The 17798-nt window shown below is 74.7% G+C and carries 17 protein-coding genes and 1 pseudogene; 17 read left to right on the top strand and 1 reads right to left on the bottom strand.

What is annotated here, in order from left to right:
* The first annotated feature begins 294 nt into the window (after positions 1-294).
* The 17 genes and pseudogenes from C4U44_RS25445 to C4U44_RS25370 all read left to right on the top strand — a co-directional run bounded on the left by C4U44_RS25445 (position 295) and on the right by C4U44_RS25370 (position 17087).
* A complete protein-coding gene (locus C4U44_RS25445) occupies positions 295-1326 on the top strand; it encodes an MDR family NADP-dependent oxidoreductase (RefSeq protein ID WP_103888499.1) in 1032 nt (343 codons plus the stop codon).
* A 76-nt stretch (positions 1327-1402) separates the two neighbouring features.
* Entirely contained in the window at positions 1403-2017 is a 615-nt protein-coding gene (locus C4U44_RS43485) for a MerR family transcriptional regulator (RefSeq protein WP_103888341.1), read from the top strand.
* Positions 2018-2405: 388 nt separating this feature from the next.
* Positions 2406-3491, top strand: coding sequence for an NADH-quinone oxidoreductase subunit B family protein (locus C4U44_RS25435; protein ID WP_103888340.1), 1086 nt, complete (start codon positions 2406-2408; stop codon positions 3489-3491).
* Between the two features lie 98 nt (positions 3492-3589).
* Positions 3590-5377, top strand: coding sequence for a nickel-dependent hydrogenase large subunit (locus tag C4U44_RS25430; RefSeq protein WP_103888339.1), 1788 nt, complete (start codon positions 3590-3592; stop codon positions 5375-5377).
* Entirely contained in the window at positions 5374-5919 is a 546-nt protein-coding gene (locus C4U44_RS25425; protein ID WP_103888338.1) for a hypothetical protein, read from the top strand. Before C4U44_RS25430 ends, C4U44_RS25425 begins: the two co-directional genes overlap by 4 nt.
* Positions 5916-6680 (top strand): DUF5947 family protein, encoded by a 765-nt coding sequence (locus tag C4U44_RS25420; RefSeq protein ID WP_407642889.1) that lies wholly within the window; start codon positions 5916-5918, stop codon positions 6678-6680. The genes C4U44_RS25425 and C4U44_RS25420 overlap by 4 nt, the downstream gene beginning before the upstream one ends.
* The gene (locus C4U44_RS25415) at positions 6677-7393 is read left to right on the top strand and encodes a DUF6084 family protein (protein ID WP_103888337.1); all 717 of its coding nucleotides are present in this window, start codon (positions 6677-6679) and stop codon (positions 7391-7393) included. The genes C4U44_RS25420 and C4U44_RS25415 overlap by 4 nt, the downstream gene beginning before the upstream one ends.
* Positions 7390-8871, top strand: a complete 1482-nt coding sequence (locus tag C4U44_RS25410; RefSeq protein WP_103888336.1) for a hypothetical protein — start codon at positions 7390-7392, stop codon at positions 8869-8871. Before C4U44_RS25415 ends, C4U44_RS25410 begins: the two co-directional genes overlap by 4 nt.
* On the top strand, positions 8868-9521 hold the full coding sequence (locus C4U44_RS25405; protein WP_103888335.1) for a hydrogenase maturation protease: 654 nt from the start codon (positions 8868-8870) through the stop codon (positions 9519-9521). Before C4U44_RS25410 ends, C4U44_RS25405 begins: the two co-directional genes overlap by 4 nt.
* Positions 9515-9619 carry a DUF6893 family small protein gene (locus C4U44_RS43655; RefSeq protein ID WP_407642888.1) on the top strand — a complete coding sequence of 35 codons (105 nt, stop codon included), beginning with the start codon at positions 9515-9517 and terminating at the stop codon, positions 9617-9619. The genes C4U44_RS25405 and C4U44_RS43655 overlap by 7 nt, the downstream gene beginning before the upstream one ends.
* Before the next feature lie 184 nt (positions 9620-9803).
* Positions 9804-10265 (top strand): hydrogenase maturation nickel metallochaperone HypA, encoded by a 462-nt coding sequence (gene hypA / locus C4U44_RS25400; protein ID WP_103888334.1) that lies wholly within the window; start codon positions 9804-9806, stop codon positions 10263-10265.
* 3 nt (positions 10266-10268) lie between these two features.
* Positions 10269-11120: a hydrogenase nickel incorporation protein HypB gene (hypB, locus tag C4U44_RS25395; protein ID WP_103888333.1), complete on the top strand. Its 852-nt coding sequence runs from the start codon at positions 10269-10271 to the stop codon at positions 11118-11120.
* On the top strand, positions 11117-13537 hold the full coding sequence (hypF, locus tag C4U44_RS25390; RefSeq protein ID WP_103888332.1) for a carbamoyltransferase HypF: 2421 nt from the start codon (positions 11117-11119) through the stop codon (positions 13535-13537). The genes hypB and hypF overlap by 4 nt, the downstream gene beginning before the upstream one ends.
* Positions 13538-13643: 106 nt before the next feature.
* Positions 13644-13916: pseudogene (locus C4U44_RS43650) on the top strand (HypC/HybG/HupF family hydrogenase formation chaperone); the annotation flags it as partial.
* A gap of 161 nt (positions 13917-14077) precedes the next feature.
* Complete coding sequence (gene hypD, locus C4U44_RS25380; RefSeq protein WP_103888331.1) at positions 14078-15202, top strand: hydrogenase formation protein HypD; 1125 nt, start codon at positions 14078-14080, stop codon at positions 15200-15202.
* 262 nt (positions 15203-15464) lie between these two features.
* Positions 15465-16502, top strand: coding sequence for a hydrogenase expression/formation protein HypE (hypE, locus tag C4U44_RS25375; protein ID WP_103888330.1), 1038 nt, complete (start codon positions 15465-15467; stop codon positions 16500-16502).
* Between the two features lie 102 nt (positions 16503-16604).
* Positions 16605-17087 (top strand): STAS domain-containing protein, encoded by a 483-nt coding sequence (locus C4U44_RS25370; protein ID WP_103888329.1) that lies wholly within the window; start codon positions 16605-16607, stop codon positions 17085-17087.
* Between the two features lie 155 nt (positions 17088-17242).
* Here the strand turns inward: C4U44_RS25370 and C4U44_RS25365 are convergent, their stop codons facing one another.
* The gene (locus tag C4U44_RS25365) at positions 17243-17746 is read right to left on the bottom strand and encodes a MarR family winged helix-turn-helix transcriptional regulator (protein WP_103888328.1); all 504 of its coding nucleotides are present in this window, start codon (positions 17744-17746) and stop codon (positions 17243-17245) included.
* Positions 17747-17798: the final 52 nt, after the last annotated feature.

Here is a 17798-nt window from a genome sequence, read left to right as displayed (position 1 = left end):
CGGACGGCGCGGGGCCCGGGGCGGCCGCACCCGCGACGCATCCCCCGGACCTTCACTGCTGCTCCGGAGCGTATTTCCAGCGTGCGCCAAGTGTTCGAGTTGCGCCATACGGGGGAATCTGAGCGGCTTGACCTTGACGTGCGGGTCAGGGGTTAGCGTTCCGGCGCGCGCCCGGGCGGAGGGCGGGTCGCCCGGTGATTCCGGGCCCCCGTGCCGCGCCCGGCGCGGCACGGACGAGGGCCCGCCTCGGTTGGCGGGACACGGAACGCAGGCATGGACGACGGGAGCCGGGCGATGGGTGTGGCAGTGGGCGGCAGTGGGCGCGAGGTACGGCTGGTCGAGGTGCCCGAGGGGCTGCCGGAGGAACGGCACCTCACGGTGGCGGAGGTGCCGGTGCCGGTGCCCGGCCCGGGCGAGGTGCTGGTGCGCAACCGCCACTTCATGGTCTTCGCCGCGCTGCGCACGCTGATGGGCGGAACCGTGCGGGACGCCCCGCTGCCGCCGCTGCTGGCCGGCGACACGCTCTTCGGCCCGGCGATCGGCGAGGTGGTGGCGGCCTCCGACGCCGAGGGCCCGCAGCCGGGCGAGCAGGTGCTGCACATGCTCGGCTGGCGGGAGTACGCCGTGGTGGCGCGGGAGGCGTGCGTGCGGCTGGACGGCACCCTGCCCGACCCGGTGGCGCACCTCAACCAGGGCACGGCGGCCTACGGGGCGCTGACCCGGCTGGCCGCGATCCGGCCGGGCGACACCGTGCTGGTCACCGGGGCGGCCGGCGCGGTGGGAAGCCTCGCCGGCCAGATCGCGCGGCTGCTGGGCGCGGGACGGGTGATCGGCACGACCGGCTCGGCGCGGAAGGGCGAGCGGCTGGTGGCCGAGGTGGGCTACGACGCGGCGGTGCTGCGCGGCGGCGACGGGCCCGGGTCCTTCGCCGAGCGGCTGGCCGGGGCGGCGCCGGACGGGGTGGACGTCCTGCTGGACAACGTGGGCGGCGAGCAGCTCGCCGCGGCCGTCGGCGCCGCCCGGCAGGGGGCGCGCTTCGCGCTGGTCGGAGCGCTGTCGGGCCAGCTGGCGGCGGGGGGCGGGGGCGGTGCGCCGGTCGCCGTCGACAGCTACCGGCTGATCCTCAAGGGCGTGTCGCTGCGCGGCTACGCCGGCACGGACCACCCGGAGATGGGCCAGGAGTGGACCGCCCGGTTCGGTGAGTGGCTGCGCTCCGGCGCGATCCGCTTCCCCCACACCCGGATCGCGGGCATCGACGAGGCTCCTCGGGCGTTCACCGACATGGTGCGCGGCCGGCACTTCGGCACGGTGATCGTCGACGTGTAGACGTCCGGTGGTACGCCCGCCCGGACCCGGGCGGGCTTCGCACGCAGCGCACCACCGCGACCACAGGAGGTCAGGCATGCACGCCGGGCAGATCGCCGTCCCGTCGCACCCGGGTACCGCCGAGCCGGGCCGAACCGCGGAGGCACGCGCCGCCGCCGCTGCCCGCCGCCCCAGGCACCGGGCGGCGGCGCCCACCGCCCCGGACCCGGCCGCGCCCACCGTCCCGGAGGGCACCGGCACCGGATCGGCGGTCTCCCCGCGGCCGGCCGAGGCACCCGGCGCAGCCGCCGCCCGGCGCGATGACACCGCGGCCCTCCGGATCGGCGACGCCGCCGCCGCGGCCGGCACCACCCCGCGCGCGCTGCGCTTCTATGAGCAGCGCGGGCTGCTGGCGGCGCCGGAGCGCACGGCGTCGGGGCAGCGCCGGTACAGCCCGGCCGACATCGCGCGCGTGCGGCTGATCCGCGACCTGCTGGCGGCCGGCTTCACCGTGGCGGACCTGCGAGGTCTCGCGCCCCGGCTGCAGCGGCTCGTGGACGCGCCCGCGCCGCGCTGCGTGCCCGAGCCCGGCGGCGTGGTCGCCCGCAGGCTCGCCGCCCTGGACGCGGAGATCGACCGCCTCGTCCTGCTCCGCGAGCGCCTGACCCGGCGGTTGGCCGGGGACGCCGGCGCCGCGGACGCTGACGCCTGACACGCCGGGCCCGCCTCCCCCGGGCCCGGCCGGGACGGCCTCCCGCACTCCAACTCCCCGCGCCCGCGCACCCGTACGGGCCCGCGCGCCCGCCCGCGCGGCCGCGCCCGCCAAGTGGTCCTGTTCGCGGGCCCGCTTTCGTGTGACAGCCCGGCGGGGGCGTGCGGGCGACGCGGCGGGAGCCGCGCAGGATCACCGGTGACGCGTCCGGCGCCCGTGTCGGGTCGTGGTCCGAGGAGGACCTGTGCGCACCTCGCCACCGGTCGCCGAGGGCTCCGGCGCGGCCACCGGAATGGCCGCGCTCGACCTCCCGCGGCTCGCCGGCACGCCGCAAGGTGGTGTCTGACATGCGATGTTCCGTCCCGTACCTCCCTCTGGAGGGAGCCCCATGAGCGCACCGTCGCCGGCCTCCGCCGGCACCTCGCAGGACAGCGACGCGGCCGGCGACGAGTCGCCGATCCACGTCCTGTGGATCAACGCCGGCCTGAGCTGCGACGGCGACTCGGTCTCGCTGACCGCCGCCACCCAGCCGAGCATCGAGGAGATCGCCCTCAGCGTGCTGCCCGGCCTGCCCAAGATCCAGGTGCACTGGCCCCTGATCGACTACGAGTGCGGCCCGGTGGGCGGCGCCGACACCTTCATCGAGTGGTTCTTCAAGGGCGAGCGCGGCGAGATCGACCCGTTCGTCCTGGTCGTCGAGGGCTCCATCCCCAACGAGTCGATCAAGGCCGAGGGTTACTGGTGCGGATTCGGCGACGACCCGGCGACGGGCCAGCCGATCACCACCAGCGAGTGGATCGACCGGCTCGCCCCGAAGGCACTCGCGGTGGTGGCGATCGGCACCTGCGCGACGTACGGCGGCATCCACGCGATGGCCGGCAACCCGACCGGCGCCATGGGCGTGCCGGACTACCTCGGCTGGGACTGGAAATCGCACGCGGGGATCCCGATCGTGTGCGTGCCGGGCTGCCCGATCCAGCCGGACAACTTCTCCGAGACCCTGGTGTACCTGCTGCACCAGGCGACCGGCGCCGCCCCGATGATCCCGCTCGACGACCAGCTGCGCCCCGCCTGGCTGTTCGGCGCGACCGTGCACGAGGGCTGCGACCGGGCCGGCTACTACGAGCAGGGCCAGTTCGCGTCGACCTACGACTCCCCCCAGTGCCTGGTGAAGCTGGGCTGCTGGGGTCCGGTGGTCAAGTGCAACGTGCCCAAGCGCGGCTGGATGAACGGCATCGGCGGCTGCCCGAACGTCGGCGGCATCTGCATCGCCTGCACCATGCCGGGCTTCCCGGACAAGTTCATGCCCTTCATGGACGAGCCGCCCGGCGGCAAGGTCTCCAGCACCCTCAGCGGCGTGTACGGGTCGGTGATCCGCAGGCTGCGCTCGGTGACCCTGAACACCGTCGACCAGGAGCCGAAGTGGCGCAACCGCGAGCCCGAGCTGACCACCGGCTACCGGCCGCCCTGGTGACGGGCGCCGCACCCGCACGCCCCCGCTGACGGCGCCCACCGACCGCGGCGCACTCCCTCCCCCCCACGACACGTACGACGAAGGGCACGGCAGACACGATGAGTTCACCGACGACGAAGGCGGCCGGCGACGGCAGCGGTCTGGTGGAGATGGCCTGGGACCCGATCACCCGGATCGTGGGCAGCCTCGGCATCCACACGAAGATCGACTTCAAGCAGAAGAAGGTCGCCGAGTGCTACAGCACCTCGTCGGTCTTCCGTGGCTACAGCGTGTTCATGCGCGGCAAGGACCCGCGCGACGCCCACTTCATCACCAGCCGGATCTGCGGGATCTGCGGCGACAACCACGCGACCTGCTCGGTGTACGCGCAGAACATGGCGTACGGCGTGAAGCCGCCGCACCTGGCCGAGTGGATCATCAACCTCGGCGAGTCAGCCGAGTACATGTTCGACCACAACATCTTCCAGGAGAACCTGGTGGGGGTCGACTACTGCGAGCGGATGGTCCGCGAGACCAACCCCGGCGTGCTGGAGCTGGCCGAGCGCACCGAGGCGCCGCACGCCGGCGAGCACGGCTACCGGACCATCGCGGACATCATGCGCTCGCTCAACCCGATCGAGGGCGAGTTCTACCGCGAGGCGCTCCAGGTCAGCCGCTACACGCGGGAGATGTTCTGCCTGATGGAGGGGCGCCACGTGCACCCCTCCACGCTCTACCCGGGCGGCGTGGGCACCGTCGCGTCGGTGCAGCTGTTCACGGACTACCTCAGCCGCCTGATGCGCTACGTCGAGTTCATGAAGCGCGTGGTGCCGCTGCACGACGACCTGTTCGACTTCTTCTACGAGGCGCTGCCCGGCTACGAGGAGGTCGGCCGGCGGCGGGTGCTGCTCGGCTGCTGGGGCGCGCTCAACGACCCGGAGCACTGCGACTTCACCTACCGCAACATGACCGACTGGGGCCGGCGGATGTTCGTCACCCCGGGCGTGATCGTGGACGGCAAGCTGGTCACCAACGACCTCACCGAGATCAACCTCGGCATCCGCATCCTGCTGGGCAGTTCGTACTACGAGGACTGGGCCGGCAAGGAGCAGTTCGTCACCCACGACCCGCTCGGCAACCCGGTCGACCCGCGGCACCCGTGGAACCAGCACACCATCCCGGCCCCGCAGAAGCGGAACTTCGACGACAAGTACAGCTGGGTGATGTCGCCGCGCTGGTTCGACGGCAAGGACCACCTGGCGCTGGACACCGGCGGCGGTCCGATCGCGCGGCTGTGGTCCACGGCGCTGTCCGGCCTGGTCGACATCGGCTACGTCAAGGCGACCGGCAGCAGCGTGCAGATCAACCTGCCGCGGACCATGACGAAGCCGGAGACCAGCTTCGAGTGGAAGATCCCGAAGTGGTCCAACGCCCTGGAGCGCAACCGGGCCCGCACCTACTTCCAGGCCTACGCCGCCGCGGTGGCGCTGCACTTCGCCGAGAAGGGGCTGGCCGAGGTACGCGCCGGGCGCAGCCAGACCTGGGAGAAGTTCGAGGTGCCCGACGAGGGCCTGGGCTGCGGCTTCACCGAGGCGGTGCGCGGGGTGCTGTCCCACCACATGGTGATCCGCGACGGCAAGATCGCCAACTACCACCCCTACCCGCCGACCCCGTGGAACGCCAGCACCCGCGACTCGTTCGGCACGCCGGGCCCGTACGAGGACGCGGTGCAGAACACGCCGATCTTCGAGGAGAACCCGCCGGAGAACTTCAAGGGCATCGACATCATGCGGGCGGTGCGCAGCTTCGACCCGTGCCTGCCGTGCGGGGTGCACATGTACGTCGGCGGTGGGAAGACCGTCGAGAAGATGCACGTGCCGACCGGCCTCAGCGGGATGGGCGGATGAGCGCGGCGGTGGCGCCGCCCGACGCCGAACGGGCCGGGCGGCGGGTGGAGGAGGTGCTGGACCGGCTGGCCTCCTCCGGCGACCGGGCGGCGTGCGCCGCGGCCGAGGAACTGGTGCGGGTGCTGATGGACTTCTACGGCGCCGGCCTCGCCCGGGTGGTGGCGCTGCTCGGGCAGACCGAGCCGAAGGCGCTGGAGCGGCTGCTGCGGGACGAGCCGGTGTCGGCGATGCTCGTCCTGCACGACCTGCACCCGGAGCCGCTGGAGCAGCGGATCGGCCGCGCGCTGGCGGGCCTGCCCGGCACGCCGGTGGAGCTGGTCGCGCTCGACCAGGAGCGCGGTGTGCTGCGGGTCCGGGCCAAGGCCGCGGGCGGTTGCGGCTGCGGTGGCGGCGGCGCCGACGACGAGCTGCGCGCGTCGGTCGAGGACGCGCTGGCGTGCTTCGCGACCGAGGTGCGGGCGGTGGAGCTGGAGCCGGCCGGCGACGCCGAGCCGGTGCTGCTGCAGATCACCCGGCGGCCGCAAACGGCGGGCGCCTCATGACCGCGCCGGCCCACCCGGCACCGCACGGCGGTACGTCCACGGGCGCGGCCGCCGGTCCGGCGCCCGCGCCCACCGGGCTGCGGCGGTTCGCGGCCGCCGCCCGGGCCGCGCGCGAGGCACCCGAGCGCTGCGAGCTGTGCGGCGTGGAGGTGGCGCCCGGCGCCCACCGGCACCTGGTCGACACCGAGAAGCGGGCGCTGGCCTGCGCGTGCGTGCCGTGCGCGCTGCTCTTCGAGAGCAGGGGCGCGGCCGGCGGCCGGTTCCGGACCGTCCCCGACCGGTACCTCACCGACCCCGAGCACGTGTGGGACGACGGCGTGTGGGAGCGGCTCCAGATCCCGGTCGGCGTGGCGTTCTTCTTCCGGAACGCGGCGCTGGACCGGCTGGTCGCGCAGTACCCGAGCCCGGCCGGCGCGACCGAGAGCGAGCTGGACCCGGAGACGTGGCAGGGCGTGCTGGGCGGCAGCCGGCTGGCGCAGGTCCTCGAACCCGACGTCGAGGCGCTGCTGGTGCGCCGGGTGGACGGCCGGTGCGTGTGCTTCCTGGTGCCGATCGACGTCTGCTACGAGCTGGTCGGGCGGATGCGGCTGCACTGGCAGGGCTTCGACGGGGGCGCGCAGGCACGCGAGGACCTGGACCGGTTCTTCGCGGAGGTCGCCCGGCGGGCCCGCCCGGTTCCGGAGGACGCGCGGCCCGAACCCGAGGACGTGGCGGCCGCGGCCGAGGACGCGGTGGCCGGACCCGGGGGCGTGCGGCCGTGACCGAGTTCTCGTTCTCGTGCGAAGGGGTGCGCGCGGACCCGTACGCGGCCGGGCCGACCCTGGTCTTCCGGCTGCGGATCGTGGCGACGCCGGGCGTGCGGGTGCACGCGGTGGCGCTGCGCTGCCAGCTCCGGATCGAGCCCGCCCGCCGCGGCTACCAGGACGCGGAGGCGGAGGGCCTGTCCGACCTGTTCGGGGAGCGCGCCCGGTGGGGCAGCACCCTGCTGCCGGTGCAGTTCGCGCAGGTCTCGCTGATGGTGCCCGGCTTCACCGGCGAGGTCGAGGTGGACCTGCCCGTACCGTGCACCTACGACCTGGACATCGCCTCGACCCGCTACCTGCACGCCCTGGCGGAGGGCGAGGTGCCGCTGCTCATGCTGTTCTCGGGCACCGCCTTCACCGGGCCGGGCGGGTTCCGGGTGGAGCCGGTGCCGTGGGACCGCGAGGCGTCCTTCCGGATGCCGGTGCACGTGTGGCGGGAGATGGTCGAGCAGCACTTCCCCGGCTGCGGCTGGCTGCGGCTGCCCCGCGACACCATGGACGCGCTGCTCGCCTACCGCTCCGAGCAGGCACTTCCCTCCTGGGACGCGACGGTGCGGGCCCTGCTCGACGCCGCCCGCCCCGGTGCCGCGGCCCGGCCGGAGGTCCCCCGCCCGTCCCCGTTCACCTCGGCCCCGGCCGCACCGCTCACCCCCGACAGGACCGCCCCGTGACCACGCCCGTTCCCCCGGCCGACTTCGACAGCCGGTTCGCCGCGGCCCGCAAGGTCGCCGACGCCGTCCTCTTCGAGGGCTACGTCCTGTACCCGTACCGCGCCTCGGCGGCGAAGAACCGGCTGCGCTGGCAGTTCGGGGTGCTGGTGCCGCCCGCCTGGGGCGCGGACAGCGGCGAGCACTCGTTCCAGCGCACCCAGTGCCTGATGGAACCCAGGAGCGGGGCTCTGCTGCTGGTGGAGCTGCGGTTCCTGCACGCCCGGCGCCGGGTGGTGCAGGAACTCCGTCCCGACGGCGGGTACATGGCGGTCCCCCGGCTCGAACTGCCCGACCGGGTGCTCACGCCCTGGGACGAAGGCGTCGAGGAGCGGCTCCGGTTCAGCATGCCGGTCAGCGAACTCCACCACGGAGCCAAGGAGTTCCCGTTCTCCTGCGCCGCGGGCGAGGAGACCGAGGAGGTACGCGACGACGCCGGGCGGCTGGTCGGACGGCTGCTGCGGCGCACCGAGGAGGTGCACGGCGTGGTGCGGCTGTCCGCCTCGGACCTGCCCGGGCCCTACGCGGTGCGGCGGCTGACGGCGGTGGTGGAGAACACCGGCGGCTGGGCGCCCGGGCAGGACGGCGCCGACCGGGAGGCGGCGCTGCCGCACTCGCTGGTCTCCGCGCACCTGATGCTCGGCCTGAACGCGGGGACGTTCCTGTCGATGACGGACCCGCCGCAGTGGGCGAAGGAGGCCGGCGCGCAGTGCGCGAACCTGCACACCTGGCCGGTACTGGCCGGCGCCGACGGCGGCCGTGACGTGGTGCTGTCGTCCCCGATCATCCTGGAGGACCACCCGGCCATCGCCCCGGAGAGCCCCGGCGCGCTCTACGACGCGCTGGAGATCGACGAGATCCTCGCGCTGCGCACCTCGGCGCTGACCGAGCAGGAGAAGCGGGAGGCGCGCGGTACCGACGCCCGCGCCGCCGAGGTGATCGACCTCGCCGACACGATGCCGCCGGAGGTGCTGGACCGGCTGCACGGCGCGGTGCGGTCGCTGCGGGAGGTCACCGGGCCGGTGGCGGCGCCGGACCGGACCGGGGTGGCGGACCGGACCGGGGTGCCGCCCGCCTCCATGCCGTCCGACCTGGACATCTCGCCCGACTCGCTGGACGCGCTGATGGACCCGGGCCGGCCGTGGTGGGACCCGGAGAGCGACCGCGGTGTCGATCCGGCCACCGACCGGGTCGTCATCGACGGCAGGGACGTGGGCGCGGGCAGCCGGGTCCGGCTGCGCCCGGGCCTGCGCCGGTCCGACGCCCAGGACCTCTTCCTGAAGGACTGCGACGCCCTGGTCGAGGCGGTGCTGCACGACGTCGACGGCGGCGTGCACCTGGCGGTCACCGTCGAGGGCGACCCGGGGGCCGACATCCGGCGCGAGCAGGGCCGGTTCCTGTACTTCCAGCCCGACGAGGTCACCCCGCTGGAGGACGCGTGAACGCCGCCGCCGCACCGCGCACCCTGGTCGCCGGGGTCGGGAACGTCTTCCTCGGCGACGACGGCTTCGGCGTGGAGACGGTACGCCGGCTTGCCGCCGAGGCACCGCTGCCCCCGCACGTCGAGGCCGTCGACATCGGGGTGCGCGGGGTGCACCTGGCCTACCAACTCCTCGACGGGTACGACACGTTCGTGCTGGTCGACGCGACGGCCAGGGGCGGTCGACCCGGCACGCTCTACCTGATCGAGGCGGACGTCCCCGGCATGGACGGCGATCGGGGAGGCGGCGCCCCGGTGGAGACCGGGCAGGCGCTCCTCGACGGGCACCGGATGTCCCCGGACTCGGTGCTCGCGCTGCTCGGGACGCTGTGCGCGGGTACCGGCGGCATCCCGCCGCGCCGCGTCCTCGTGGTCGGCTGCGAGCCCGCGAACGTCGAGGAGGGCATCGGGCTCAGCCGTCCCGTCGAGGCCGCCGTTCCCGAAGCGGTACGGCTGGTGCGCGACCTGCTCGACGGGAGCGGGGACCGACCGCTGCCCGGGCACACGCCGTCCGGGCACGCCTCGCACGACCGGCCGGCGGCCGGTCCGCCGGTGCGTGACCGGGTGCACGACCAGGGGGCCAACCAGGAGAGGAACACCTCGCCATGCTGAAGAAGATCACCCTCACCACCTCCGCGGTCGCCTTCGGGGCGCTGCTCGCGGTGAACCTGCCCGACCTCCGCCGCTACCTGCGGATCCGCGCCATGTGAACCGGCGTTGACGGCACCTTCCACCGAACGAGTCACGGCCGGGCGGCCCGGCGGCGCGCCGATACCGCGCCGCCGGGCCGCCGCCGTGTAATGAACGCGGCGTCGCACCGCGGGCCGCACGCCGCACGCGGCCGGTCGTACGCCGTAAGTCGTCGGCCGCGCAAGGCCGGACGGGAAGAGGACGATGCACGAGATGTCCATCGCGCTGGCGGTCGTCGGCCAGGTCGAGGAGGCCGCGCACGCCGCGGGCGCCACGGCGGTGCGGACCGTGCGGCTGCAGGTGGGCGAACTCGCCGGAGTCGTGCCGGACTCGCTCGCCTTCTGCTTCGAACTGGCCTGTGCCGGCACCGTCCTTGACGGCGCGCGGCTGGAGACCGAACCGGTGGCCGCCCGGGCCCGCTGCGCGCCGTGCGCCTCCGAGTGGCCGGTCGGCATGCCGCCCGACCTGTGCTGCCCGGCCTGCGGCAGCGCGGCCGCGGAGATGACGGCCGGCCGCGAGTTGCGGGTCACCGCGGTCCGCTGGGACGAGCCGACCGCACCCGCGGCGGGCGCCGGCTCGACCGACCCCACCGCGGAGACCGCCACCGAAGCCGTCACCGTCGCCACCACCGGCCGTTCGCGCCGGACCGATCCCGAGGAGCGCTGAACCATGTGCCGTGTGATCGACCTCCAGCAGGCGGTGCTCGCCAAGAACGACGGTTGCGCGCAGAGGTTGCGCGCCGACCTCGCGGCCCGCGGCACCACCGTGGTCAACCTGCTCTCCAGCCCCGGCAGCGGCAAGACCGCCCTGCTGGAGGCCGAGTTGGCGCTGGCCGCGCAGCGGGCCGTGCCGGTCGCCGCCCTCACCGCGGACCTCGCCACGGAGAACGACGCGGTGCGGCTGGCGCGTTCGGGGATGCCGGTCAAGCAGGTGCTCACCGACGGGCTGTGCCACCTGGAGGCGCGGATGCTCGGCGGCCACCTCGACGGCTGGCTGCCCGACGGCACCCGGCTGCTGTTCGTGGAGAACGTCGGCAACCTGGTCTGCCCCGCGTCCTACGACCTCGGCGAGACGCTGCGGGTGGTGCTCGCCTCCGTCACCGAGGGCGAGGACAAGCCGCTGAAGTACCCGACGGCGTTCGGTCTCGCGCACCTGGTGGTGGTGACCAAGACCGACATCGCCGGCGCGGTCGGCTTCGACGAGGCCGCGTTCCGGGCGAACGTCGCCCAGGTCAACCCCGGTGTCGAGGTGGCGCTCACCGCCGCACGCACCGGCGCCGGGGTCGGGCTCCTGCTCGACCGCGCGCTGGCGGCGGCCGACGGCGGGCCGGTGCACGCACCGGTCATGGCGTCCCAGCCGCTGACGGGCCATCACCACCACGACGAGGAGGCGGCGCCGGAGCCGCACGAGCACACCCACGCGCCCGAGGACCCGCACGACGGCCACGGCCACGCACACGGGCACGAACACGCGCACGGCGGCCTCGCCTCCGCGCAGCACGCGGGCGGGCCCCGGTCATGACCCTCCCCACGGCGGGCGGGATCGTCGCACCGGGCGGAACCGGCGACGTACCCGCTCCGGCCGCCGGGCCCGAGGCGGCCGAACCCGTGGTGCGCCGCCGGGTCCTGGTGCGCGGGGTCGTCCAGGGGGTCGGCTTCCGCCCCTTCGTGTACGCCCTCGCGGGGGAACTGGAGTTGGCCGGGCACGTCACGAACACCGGTGAAGGCGTCGTCGCCGAGGTGGAGGGCCCGCCCGCGGCCGTCGCGTCCTTCTGCGCCCGGATCGCGGACGAGGCGCCGCCGCTGGCCGCGGTGGAGACCGTCGAGAGTCGCGCGGTGCCCCCGACCGGCCGGCCCGGCTTCGCCATCACCGCCTCCCGCGACGGCGGCGCGGCCCGCACCCTGGTCTCGCCGGACATCGCGACGTGCGCGGACTGCCTGGCCGAACTGGCCGACCCCGCCGACCGCAGGTACCGCCACCCGTTCATCGTCTGCACCAACTGCGGCCCCCGCTTCACGGTGGTCACCGGCCTGCCCTACGACCGCGCGCACACCACCATGGCGGGCTTTCCGATGTGCGCGGCGTGCCGGGCGCAGTACGCCGACCCGGCCGACCGGCGGTTCCACGCCCAGCCGGTGGCCTGCCCGGACTGCGGCCCCCGGCTCCGGCTGATCCGGCCGACGGGACGGCGGCCCGGGGAGGACCCGGTGGCCGCGGCCCGTGAACTGCTCGCCGACGGCGCCGTCCTGGCCGTGAAGGGCCTGGGCGGCTACCACCTCGCCTGCGACGCGTCGAACGCCGGCGCGGTCGCGCGGCTGCGGGAGCGCAAAGCGCGTGGCCGCAAGCCGTTCGCGGTGATGGCCCGCGACCTGGCGGACGTCGAACCGCTCGCCCGCGTGGGGCCGTTGGAGGCCGAACTGCTCAGCGGGCCGCAAAGGCCGGTGGTGCTGCTGCGGCGCCGGCCGGGTGCGCGGATCTGCGACGACGTGGCGCCCGGCAGCCCCGACCTGGGCGTCATGCTCCCCTACACGCCGCTGCACCATCTGCTGCTGGGGCTGCCCGGCGACCCGCCGGGGCCGCGGCTGCTGGTGATGACCAGCGGCAACCTGTCCGGCGAGCCGATCGTCACCGGCGACGCCGAGGCCCGCGAGCGGCTGGCGGGCATCGCCGACGCGTGGCTGGCGCACGACCGGCCGATCCACGTGCCCTGCGACGACTCGGTGGTGCGGGTCTGCGACGGGGAGCCGACGATGCTGAGGCGCTCGCGCGGCTACGCGCCGCTGCCGGTCGCGCTGCCGCTGCCGGTGCGGCCGGCGCTGGCGGTCGGCGGGGATCTCAAGAACGCCTTCTGCCTCGGCGAGGACCGCAAGGCATGGATGTCCGCCCACATCGGGGACATGGACGACCTGGCCACGCAGCGCGCCTTCGAACGGGCCGAGCGGCAGCTGGAGTCGATCACCTCGGTCCGGCCCGAGCACCTGGCCGCCGACCGGCACCCGCGCTACCGCTCCTCCCACTGGGCCGAACGCAGCGCCGGCGCCCGTCCGTTGGCGCGGGTGCAGCACCATCACGCGCACGTCGCCGCCGCCATGGCCGAGCACGGGCTGGACGGCACGCGGCAGGTGATCGGGGTCGCCTTCGACGGCACCGGGTACGGCGACGACGGCGCCGTGTGGGGCGGGGAGGTGCTGCTCGCCGACTACGACGGCCACCGCCGGTTCGGGCGGCTCGGCTACGTCCCGCTGCCGGGCGGCGACGCGGCCGTACGCCGCCCGTACCGGATGGCACTGGCCCATCTGCGGGCCGCCGGCCTGCCCTGGGACGCCGACCTGCCCTGCACCGCTGCCTGCCCGCCGGACGAACTCCACCTTCTCGACCGGCAGTTGGACCTCGGGTTGAACTGCGTGCCGACCTCCAGCATGGGGCGGCTGTTCGACGCCGTCGCGTCCCTGGCCGGGGTGTGCCACCTGGCGGAGTACGAGGCACAGGCGGCCATGGAGTGGGAGGCCGCAGCCATGTGCGCACCCGAGGGTGACGACGGGCCGGGGTACGCGTTCGCGCTGCGGGCCGAGCACGACTCCCGGGCCGGCGCCGAACTCGTCGCGGACCCCGGGCCGGTGCTGGCCGCGGTGGCCGCCGACGTGCGCGCAGGCACCGCCCCCGCACTCGTCGCGGCCCGCTTCCACCGGGCGGTGGCCGCGCTGGTGGGCGCCTGGTGCACGGCCGCACGCGAGCGGCATGGCCTGACCACCGTCGCCCTGACCGGCGGGGTGTTCGCGAACGCGCTGCTGTCCTCGGCGTGCGCCGCCTCGCTGCGCGCGGACGGCTTCACGGTGCTGCGGCACCGCCATGTACCGCCCAACGACGGGGGGTTGGCCCTCGGCCAGCTGATGGTCGCCGCGCGGGCGGCGACCGCCACGACGCGACCCGCCGGCTGAGCGCGCCGGCCCCGCGCACTGCGCACTCCCGCGCCCCCGGGCGCGACGACCCCCGAGACCACCGAACACCCCGCGGATCACACCCCTTTCGAGCGAGGAGAGCCCCATGTGCCTGGCGGTGCCCGGCAGAGTGCTGGAGATCGAGGACCGGGACGGCACCCGGATGGCCAGCGTCGACTTCGGCGGCGTGATCAAGGAGGTGTGCCTGGAGTACCTGCCGGACCTCCAGGTCGGCGAGTACGCGATCGTGCATGTGGGCTTCGCGCTGCAGCGCCTGGACGAGGAGTCCGCGCGGCAGACCCTGGAGCTGTTCGCCACGCTCGGGCTGCTCCAGGAGGAGTTCGGCGACCCCTGGGAGGCGGCAGCCGCGGGTGCGGACCACCCGTGGGCCGGCGAGGACGAGGCGCGGAACGCAGACGGGCCGGACGGAGCGCACCGCGCGGACGGCGCGGACGGGTCGCGGGGCGGGGACCGGACCCGGGACGAGGACAGCGCGGCCGGTCCCGCGGAGGGCCGGCCGGTACCGCAGGAGGTTCGGCAGTGAAGTACATCGACGAGTTCCAGGACCCCGAGCTGGCCCGCCGGCTGCTCGACGACATCGCGGCCACCGTGACCCGGCCCTGGTCGCTGATGGAGGTGTGCGGCGGCCAGACGCACACCATCATCCGGCACGGCATCGACCAACTGCTGCCCGACAAGGTCGAGTTGATCCACGGCCCGGGCTGCCCGGTGTGCGTCACCCCGCTGGAGGTGATCGACAAGGCACTGGAGATCGCGTCGCGGCCCGGGGTGATCTTCTGCTCCTTCGGCGACATGCTGCGGGTGCCCGGCACCGACCGGGACCTGTTCCGGGTGCGCGGCGAGGGCGGCGACGTGCGGGTGGTGTACTCGCCGCTGGACGCGCTGCGGATCGCCCAGCAGAACCCGCGCCAGGAAGTGGTCTTCTTCGGCATCGGCTTCGAGACCACCGCACCGCCCAACGCGATGACGGTGTACCAGGCCCGCAGGCTCGGCATCCGCAACTTCAGCATGCTGGTCTCGCACGTCCGGGTCCCCCCGGCGATCGAGGCGATCATGCGCTCGCCGGACTGCCGGGTGCAGGGCTTCCTCGCCGCGGGGCACGTGTGCAGCGTGATGGGCACCGGCGAGTACCCGTCCCTCGCCGAGCGGCACCGGGTGCCCATCGTGGTCACCGGATTCGAGCCCCTGGACATCCTGGAGGGCGTCCGCCGCACCGTCGCGCAGCTCGAACGCGGGGAGCACCGGGTCGAGAACGCCTACCCGCGCGCGGTGCGGGACGAGGGCAACCCCGCCGCGCAGGCGATGCTCGCCGACGTCTTCGAGGTCGGCGACCGGGCGTGGCGCGGGATCGGCGTGATCCCGGACAGCGGGTGGCGACTGTCGTCGCGCTACCGGGAGTTCGACGCGGAGCACCGTTTCGCGGTGACCGGCATCCACACCCTGGAGCCGGCGGCCTGCCGGGCCGGCGAGGTGCTCCAGGGGCTGATCAAGCCGCACGAGTGCGCGGCCTTCGGCACCACCTGCACGCCGCGCAACCCGCTGGGCGCCACGATGGTCTCCAGCGAGGGCGCGTGCGCCGCGTACTACCTCTACCGGCGGCTCGACACCGCCCCCGCCCGCAAGGAGGCGAGCCCCGTTGGCTGAGACGACCCGCGCACGCGAGACCCGGGAGGACCGGCCGAACTCCCCGGACCCGGCGGCACCGTCCGTACCCGAGCCGCACGCACCGGCACCCTCCGTACCCGAACCCGCCGTCCCAGGACCGGGCGTCCCCGGACCGGGCGTCCCCGGACCGGGCGCACCGGCGCCCTCCGTGCCGGAGCCGTCCGCTCCCGCGCCCGGCGCTCCCGGCGGCCCGGTGACCCCCATCGTCCCGGGAACTCCCGCCGGGCCCGTCCCGGACCTGATGGCGTGGAGCTGTCCGGCGCCGCTGCGCGACCAGCCGCGGGTGGTGATGGGGCACGGCGGGGGCGGCGCGATGTCGGCGGAACTGGTCGAGCACGTCTTCGCGCCCGCCTTCGGCGGCGAGGTGCTGCGGCAGCTCGGCGACGCGGCGGCGGTGACCCTCGGCGGCGCGCGGCTGGCGTTCTCCACCGACTCCTTCGTGGTGCGGCCGCTGTTCTTCCCCGGCGGCAGCATCGGCGACCTCGCGGTGAACGGCACCGTCAACGACCTCGCGATGAGCGGCGCGCGGGCCGCCTACCTGTCCTGCGGGTTCATCCTGGAGGAGGGGGTCGAGATGCCCGTCGTCGCGCGGGTCGCGCGGGCGATGGGCGCGGCCGCACGCGCCGCGGGCGTCGAGATCGCCACCGGGGACACGAAGGTGGTCGAGGCCGGCCACGGCGACGGCGTCTACATCAACACCGCGGGAATCGGCCTCATCCCGCCCGGGGTGGACCTGCGCCCGGACCGGGTGGTGCCCGGCGACGTGGTGATCGTCAGCGGTCCGCTCGGCGTGCACGGCGTGGCGATCATGAGCGTGCGCGAGGGCCTGGAGTTCGGCGTCGAGATCGAGAGCGACTGCGCGCCGCTCGGCGGCCTGGTCGACGCCATGCTCGCGGTCACGCCCGATCTGCACGTCCTGCGCGACCCCACCCGCGGCGGGCTGGCGGCGTCCCTCAACGAGATCGCGGCAGCGAGCGGCGCGGGGGTGGTGGTCCGGGAGCGCGCGGTCCCCGTGCCGCCGGAGGTCGCCAACGCGTGCGCGATCCTCGGCCTGGACCCCTGGTATGTCGCAAACGAGGGCAAACTGGTCGCTTTTGTGCCGCGCGAGCACGCCGACGCGGTACTCGCGGCGATGCGGGCGCACCCGCTGGGCACGCAGGCCTGCGTGATCGGCGAGGCGGTGCCCGACCACCCGGGGATGGTCGTCGCGCGGACCGGCCTGGGCGGCACCCGGGTCGTCGACCTGCCCATCGGCGAGCAACTGCCCCGCATCTGCTGAGCCGTGCGCGAGGCGGTCCGACGCAGGTCGCGCGGCGGTGCGCGGCGCGCGGACGACCGCCTCGCCGTGACGCGGGGTGACGCCGTACGGCATAGTTGCCGCATGGCAACAATTCCGGAAGCGTGCGACAACCCCGACCGCATGCCGTCGGAGAACGGTGTGGCCGCCTCCTACCCCCTGGGCGGCGTCTGGGTGCTGGTGCTGCGCGGCGAGATCGACCTCGACGGCATCACGCCGGTGCGGCACCAGGTGGCCGAGGCGCTCCGGCACGGCGGGACGCCGGTGCTCTTCGACATGAGCCAGGTGTCGTTCTGCGACTCCAGCACGCTGAACCTGCTGATGCGGACCCGGCGGGAGACCGCCGTGGCAGTGGTGCGGCCCACCGCGTGGGTGGAGCGCCTGCTGCACGTCGCGGGCATCCGCGACCTGTTGCCGGTCTTCGACACCGTCGAGGAGGCCGCGACGGCGCTCCTTCCCCGCCGGACCGGGTGCGCCTCCCTGCACCGCGACGGCGGCTCGCAGGCATGGCGGGCCGGCGACGGGGCACACGGTGGCCGAGAGCGTCTCCGCCGTTTCCGGAGGTGATCTCCCGGGAGCGGTCCGCTGCGACAGCACCCGCCCGTACGTCAGGTCCGTTCGGCCGGAAGGCGCCGACGCTATCGAGGCCAGGAGGCAGCCGGATGGTGATCCTTCGTCCCGCGCTCGCCACGCGGCCGCGGACCGGACCGTCACCGACCCGGCTACGCGGTCTCCACCGCTCCGCTCTGCGGCGGGCCGTCCTCGCGGGGGGCCAGGTCGGCCATCGCGGAACGGAAACCGTTCAGGCCCGCCACCAGGGCGACCCGCTCGGCGGGCGGCATGGCGGAGATGATCTGCAGCAAGGACGCCTCGCGGCGGGCGCGCAGCTCCGCGAGGTAGCTCTCCCCGCGCACCGACAGGCGCAGTTCCAGCTCGCGGCGGCTGGCGGAGCTGAGCGAGCGCTCGATGAAGCCCACCGCGTGCAGCCGGTCGCACATCCGGCTGACCGACGACGGCGCCGAACCCAGCAACTCGCCGAGCGTGCGCAGATTGATCCCCCGGTCGCGGTCCAGCACGTAGAGCACCTTCAACTGCGACGCGGACACCGGGGCCGTCGAGGTCAGGTCCCGGTCCTGGGTCCACAGCACTTCGAGTAGCTCGATCACCTCGCGGGCCGCGTGGGCGGCGGCGTCGCGGTCTCCGCTGGAGGAGATCCCGGAACGCATGCCCTCAACTGTGGCACTTCCCAACTGCCTTGTCAGTCGCCGGGGCACAGAT

The sequence above is a fragment of the Actinacidiphila yanglinensis genome (assembly GCF_900107965.1).
GTDB classification, from domain to species: Bacteria; Actinomycetota; Actinomycetes; order Streptomycetales; family Streptomycetaceae; genus Actinacidiphila; species Actinacidiphila yanglinensis.
This window is presented reverse-complemented; position numbering and strand designations above follow the sequence as displayed.